Annotated in this window: 3 protein-coding genes and 1 pseudogene; 2 read left to right on the forward strand and 2 right to left on the reverse strand. The window is 64.8% G+C overall.

All coding sequences use genetic code 11. The features are described from left to right. Window positions 1–432 (forward strand): annotated as a pseudogene (locus RIF85_RS14335) (protein translocase subunit SecF); the annotation flags it as partial. 365 nt (window positions 433–797) lie between these two features. Continuing rightward, on the forward strand, window positions 798–3101 hold the full coding sequence (locus RIF85_RS14340) for a bifunctional (p)ppGpp synthetase/guanosine-3',5'-bis(diphosphate) 3'-pyrophosphohydrolase (RefSeq protein ID WP_309072580.1): 2304 nt from the start codon (window positions 798–800) through the stop codon (window positions 3099–3101). On the opposite strand, the gene RIF85_RS14345 is transcribed toward RIF85_RS14340, so the two are convergent. After that, a complete protein-coding gene (locus RIF85_RS14345; protein WP_309072578.1) occupies window positions 3098–3733 on the reverse strand; it encodes a hypothetical protein in 636 nt (211 codons plus the stop codon). The two genes, RIF85_RS14340 and RIF85_RS14345, sit on opposite strands and share 4 nt — an antisense overlap. Before the next feature lie 110 nt (window positions 3734–3843). Then, window positions 3844–5245: DUF349 domain-containing protein (locus RIF85_RS14350; RefSeq protein ID WP_309072579.1), on the reverse strand; the 1402-nt coding region annotated here is incomplete at its 5' end.

The following is a 5245-nucleotide window of genomic DNA, read 5'->3' on the forward strand; positions in this document are numbered from 1 at the left end:
ACGCCGTCCGCCGTCATCGGGTTCCTCACCATCCTGAGTTATTCGCTCTATGACACAGTCGTGGTCTTCGACAAGATCCGCGAGAACACCGCGGATCTGGAGGTGTCCAGCAAGCGGACCTTCAGCGAGCAGGTGAACCTCGCGGTCAATCAAACCCTGGTCCGGTCCATCAATACGTCGGTCGTGGCCGTCCTGCCGGTGGCCGCCATCCTGTTCATCGGGGCAATGCTGCTGGGCGCGGGTACGCTGCGGGACCTGTCGCTGGCCCTCTTCGTCGGCATCATCATCGGTACGCTGACCACGGTATTCGTGGCGGCTCCGATGTACGCGATGCTGCGGATGAATGAGCCGGAGATCCGCAAACAGGAAAAGCGCGTGCTGCACCGTCGCTCGCTTGAAGCAAGCGAACCGTCGCCCACGGTACCCGCCTAGCGGAAGCCCTGACGGAAGATCAAGGCCCGGAAAGCGGCCCGGTACCCCTGGATATCGGGCCGCTTTCCCGTTCCCGGTTCGGCAGCGGCTCGAGCCCGGCACCAGCGTGCAGCCAGGCAGGATCCGATCCTTACTCCGTGAGGCGAAACGTGCACGGGAAGTCTCGCGCGGTGGATAAACTTGGATAGTCAACCAGGGTGTGGCATGTTGTAGCCTTACCCGCGGCGGCGGGGTTGGCGAAAACTTCAACGGAAGTAGGGTATTGGGTGGCTGAAGCCAGTGGTCCCGGACGCCCGTCCGGTACCGGACCGTCCACAGGGTCCGGCGTCGAATCGCGCCCCCAACCCATCCGCGCCGTGACGCCCGTGCAGGCACGCCCAGGGCCGGGGTCGGCCGTTCCCGTGGAGCCGCCCAGCTCTCCTGGTCGCAGGGAGCGCACCCGTGCACGCCTCGCGCGCTTGGCCGGCCGCGGAAGCACCGGTTATTCCCCCATTCTTGAACCACTCCTGCGCACGGTGCGCGCGAACAATCCCAAAGAGGACCTGGAGTTCATCAAACGCGCCTATGAGGTCGCTGAACGCAGCCACGAAGGGCAGAAGCGCAAGAGCGGTGATCCGTACATCACCCACCCGGTGGCCGTTGCCACCATTCTGGCCGAGCTGGGCATGACGGGCACCACGCTCGCCGCAGCACTCCTGCATGACACGGTGGAAGACACCAACTGCACCCTCGACGACATCCGCCGGGACTTCGGCCAGGAAGTTGCCATGCTGGTGGACGGCGTCACCAAGCTGGACAAGGTGTCCTTCGGTGACGCAGCGCAGGCCGAAACCGTCCGCAAGATGGTCGTGGCGATGGCGAAGGACATCCGGGTCCTCGTCATCAAGCTCGCTGACCGGCTGCACAACGCCCGGACCTGGCGGTTCGTCTCACCGGAATCTTCCGCCCGTAAGGCGAGGGAAACGCTCGAAATCTTCGCTCCGCTTGCACATCGCCTCGGCATGAACACCATCAAGTGGGAACTGGAAGATCTTTCCTTTGCGGCGCTGCACCCGAAGGTTTACGAGGAAATCGTCCGGATGGTCGGCGACCGCACCCCGGAACGGGAGAAGCACCTGAACCTGGTCCGCGACCAGATCGGTGAGGACCTGCGGTCAGTCAAGATCAAGGCCACCATCACCGGACGCCCGAAGCACTACTACTCGATCTACCAAAAGATGATCGTCAGGGGTAAGGACTTCGACGACATTCATGACCTGATGGGCGTGCGAGTCCTCGTTGACTCGGTTCGCGACTGTTATGCGACCCTTGGCCAGCTGCACGCACGGTGGAATCCGCTCCCGGGCCGCTTCAAGGATTACATCGCGATGCCCAAGTTCAACATGTACCAGTCGCTGCACACCACGGTTATCGGACCCGGCGGACGGCCCGTTGAAATCCAGATCCGCACCCACGACATGCACCGGCGTGCCGAGTACGGTGTGGCGGCGCACTGGAAGTACAAGAACCAGGGCGGCGCCGGCACCAGTGGTGCCCCGGACAACAGCGACATGGGTTGGCTTCGCAGCCTCGTGGACTGGCAGCAGGAGACTTCCGACCCTGACGAGTTCCTCGATTCATTGCGGTTCGAGATCAACGCCCGTGAAGTGTTCGTCTTCACTCCCAAGGGCGAGGTCATGGCGCTGCCCGCTGGGTCAACCCCTGTGGATTTCGCCTACGCAGTGCACACGGAGGTCGGCCACCGGACCATTGGCGCCCGTGTCAACGGCAAGCTTGTTCCGCTCAACAGCGAACTCAATCACGGCGACTGGGTGGAGATCTTCACCTCGAAGGCCGAGGGCGCCGGACCGAGCCAGGACTGGCAGGGCTTCGTCAAGAGTCCGCGAGCACGTAACAAGATCCGGCAGTGGTTCACCAAGGAACGCCGCGAGGAAGCGATCGAGAAGGGCAAAGATCAGCTCACCCGCACCATGCGGAAGCAGAACCTCCCCCTTCAGCGCATGATGACCCACGACGCGCTCCTTGCCGTAGCACAGGAACTGCGGCACGCGGACATTTCTGCGCTCTACGCAGCCGTCGGTGACGGCCACACGTCAGCCCAGAATGTCATAGAACACCTGGTGACGCTGATGGGCGGCCATCAGGGGGCCGAGGACGACATCGCCGAGGCCACCGTTGCCACCCAGCCCCGCCGCCCCAAGTTCTCGGACTCCGGAGTGACCGTTGTGGGCGTAGGCGACGTTTGGGTCAAACTGGCCCGCTGCTGCACGCCTGTGCCTCCCGACCCGATCGTCGGATTCGTCACGCGCGGGTCCGGCGTCTCCGTGCACCGCAGCGACTGCCGTAATGTTCAGGAGTTGCGTGATCAGCCCGACCGCATTGTTGACGTCGAGTGGGCGCCCACACAGTCCAGCGTGTTCCTCGTGGAGATTCAGGTGGAGGCGCTGGATCGAAAGAGCCTGCTCTCCGACGTGACCCGGGTATTGTCCGAGAACCACGTGAACATTCTCGCTGCGAGTGTTAATACCTCGACCGACCGGGTGGCGATGTCACGGTTCGCCTTCGAGATGGGCGACCCGAAGTACCTGAGCCACATCCTGAGTGCGGTTCGTCGGATCGACGGAGTGTTCGACGTCTACCGGACAACCGGGTCACAGCGCCGCATCTAGCGCTCCACCCGCATTGCTTCGCGGAGCCGGCTCAGTGCGCGCGCCTTGCCTGGAACCCGCGGAGACGCCTCCAGCGAGAGAGTGACAAGGTGCAGGGGGCAACGCAGTTCAGGCGCTGCGGCGATTCTCTTCAGGGTGTCCACTGCCCACTGCTCGGAGCCGTGTACTGCCACATCGAGGGCAGTGCGAAGGGGAGACGTCACCTCAACGCCTCCGATGGTGGACAGATCGCACGGCCCGAGCGTTACCTGGTGCATTACTGCCTCGCAGAACACGGGCAGGGCAGTGGTCCGCCGCCGGTGGTCGGTGACGAGGCTGACAATCTCCGGGGCCGGCGCGCACCCGTAGACCCAGGCAGCGCTCTGTCTCGCCAACGCGACCCGCCGGTGCAGGGTCCTGGGCACAGCGTTGATCGCGGATTGCGCGCGGATGGCCGGGGTGGAAGGTTGATCCGTGCGCACGTAGGACTTGCCGCACACGTGGGTCATCAGCCCGTCCAGCCGCATGGCCTGCAGTTCCACATGGGTGAACAGTGCGCCGCCGTGGAAGAGCACGCCTCCGGTGGAGTTGATGGCGAGATCCCGGCGGGCTGCCGTGCGCCCCTGCACGGAGGACCCTTGGGTGATTGACATGCATCAAGCTTTCCCAATCCGGAAGCAAAGGAAAAGTCCCGGTCGAGCCGCTGTGGAAAACGGCTGACCGGGACTTCTATCTAACGCGCGAGCGGCTGCAGGAGGGTCCCCTAGGAGAAGTCCTGTGCCGACCTCTGCAGCATGTCCAGCCACTGCCGGCGGGCAGCGAGCGCCTCTCGGGCCTCGGAGATCCGGCGCGCGTCTCCATTCTTTTCCGCGGCTGCCAGGTCGTCCTCAAGGGAGGCGATGGTGCTCTCCAGCTGACTGAGCGCACTGTTGGTGCGGGCCTTGGTCTCCGGATTGGTCCGCTGCCAGTGCTCCTGCTCGGCAGCCTGCACCGCATCCTCGACCTCGCGCAGGCGCGCCTCGACGCGTCCCATATCAGCGCGCGGGACCTTTCCGGCGTCCTCCCAGCGGTCCCGGATGGACTGCAGGGCCTTGCGAGCCGCTGCCGGATCCTTGACCGGCAGGAGCTGGCGCGCTTCGGCCAGCAGGGCTTCCTTCACTGCCAGGTTCGCGCCGTACTCCTCATCAATTGCCTCGTTCGCCGCCTTACGTGCAGCAAAGAAGGTGTCCTGAGCAGCACGGAAGCGGGACCACAGGGCGTCGTCGTCCTTGCGGCTTGCGCGCTTGGAGGTTTTCCATTCGTCCATGAGGCGGCGGTACTCGGCAGCTGTGTGGCCCCAGTCGGTGGAACTGGAGAGTTCCTCGGCCCGCTTGATGAGTGCTTCCTTGGCGCGCTTCGCCTCGGCGTTCTCATTGTCGAGCTGGGAGAAATAGGCCCGACGGTGCCGGTCAAAGATGGTGCGGGCCGAGCGGAACCGCTTCCAGAGTGCGTCCTCAGTGCCGCGTCCGAGCCGCATTCCCGACTTCTGGGCGGTCTTCCACTGCTCGAACAGTTCGTTCATGCGGTTGCTGCTCGCCTTCCACTGCACGGAGGAAGGGTCCCTGCCGGCGATCTCCTCGGCCTCGGCGACAATCGCCTCGCGCGCCTGCAGCTCGCGGGCTCGGGCAGCGTCCTGCTCCGCCTTCTCCGCAGATTCGAGGTCGGCGATGAGAGTGAGGAGGGCTTCGAGACGGGACTCGAGTGCGCGGACATCGCCCACCATCTTCCGCTCGGCCACCTGCTCGGCAAGGTGGGCCGCAGTCTTGCGCATATCCGTAGTGGGAGCCTTGGCATGCACGCGCTGCTCAAGCAGCGTGACCTGGCCGGCGACGTCGTCGTACTTGCGTACGAAGTAGCCGAGGGCTTCCTCGCGGGACGCGTCCGGGTACTGGCCGACGGCGAACTCCTCGCCGTCCACGATGAGGAAGACATGCCCGTCTTCCTCCACGCGGGCGAACTTCTCCGCCTCGGTCAGCGGGGTGGAGTGGATCGGGGGAGCCGCGACAACCGTGGGCGCTGCTGCGCCACTGGAACGGGGGGCCATGGCAGCCGGCGTCGGGCGGGGCCGCGCAGGCTTACCCGGAACCGGAGTGGACTTCTGCCGGGGAACGGAAGGGACCGGCTGC

Origin of the sequence: Arthrobacter sp., from assembly GCF_031179385.1 — a bacterium.
Lineage (GTDB): Bacteria > Actinomycetota > Actinomycetes > Actinomycetales > Micrococcaceae > Arthrobacter_D.

What these genes read in the sequence shown, in the direction of transcription:
- RIF85_RS14345 (WP_309072578.1), bottom strand. Translation starts at nt 3,733, where the DNA reads ATGTCAATCACCCAAGGGTCCTCCGTGCAGGGGCGCACGGCAGCCCGC.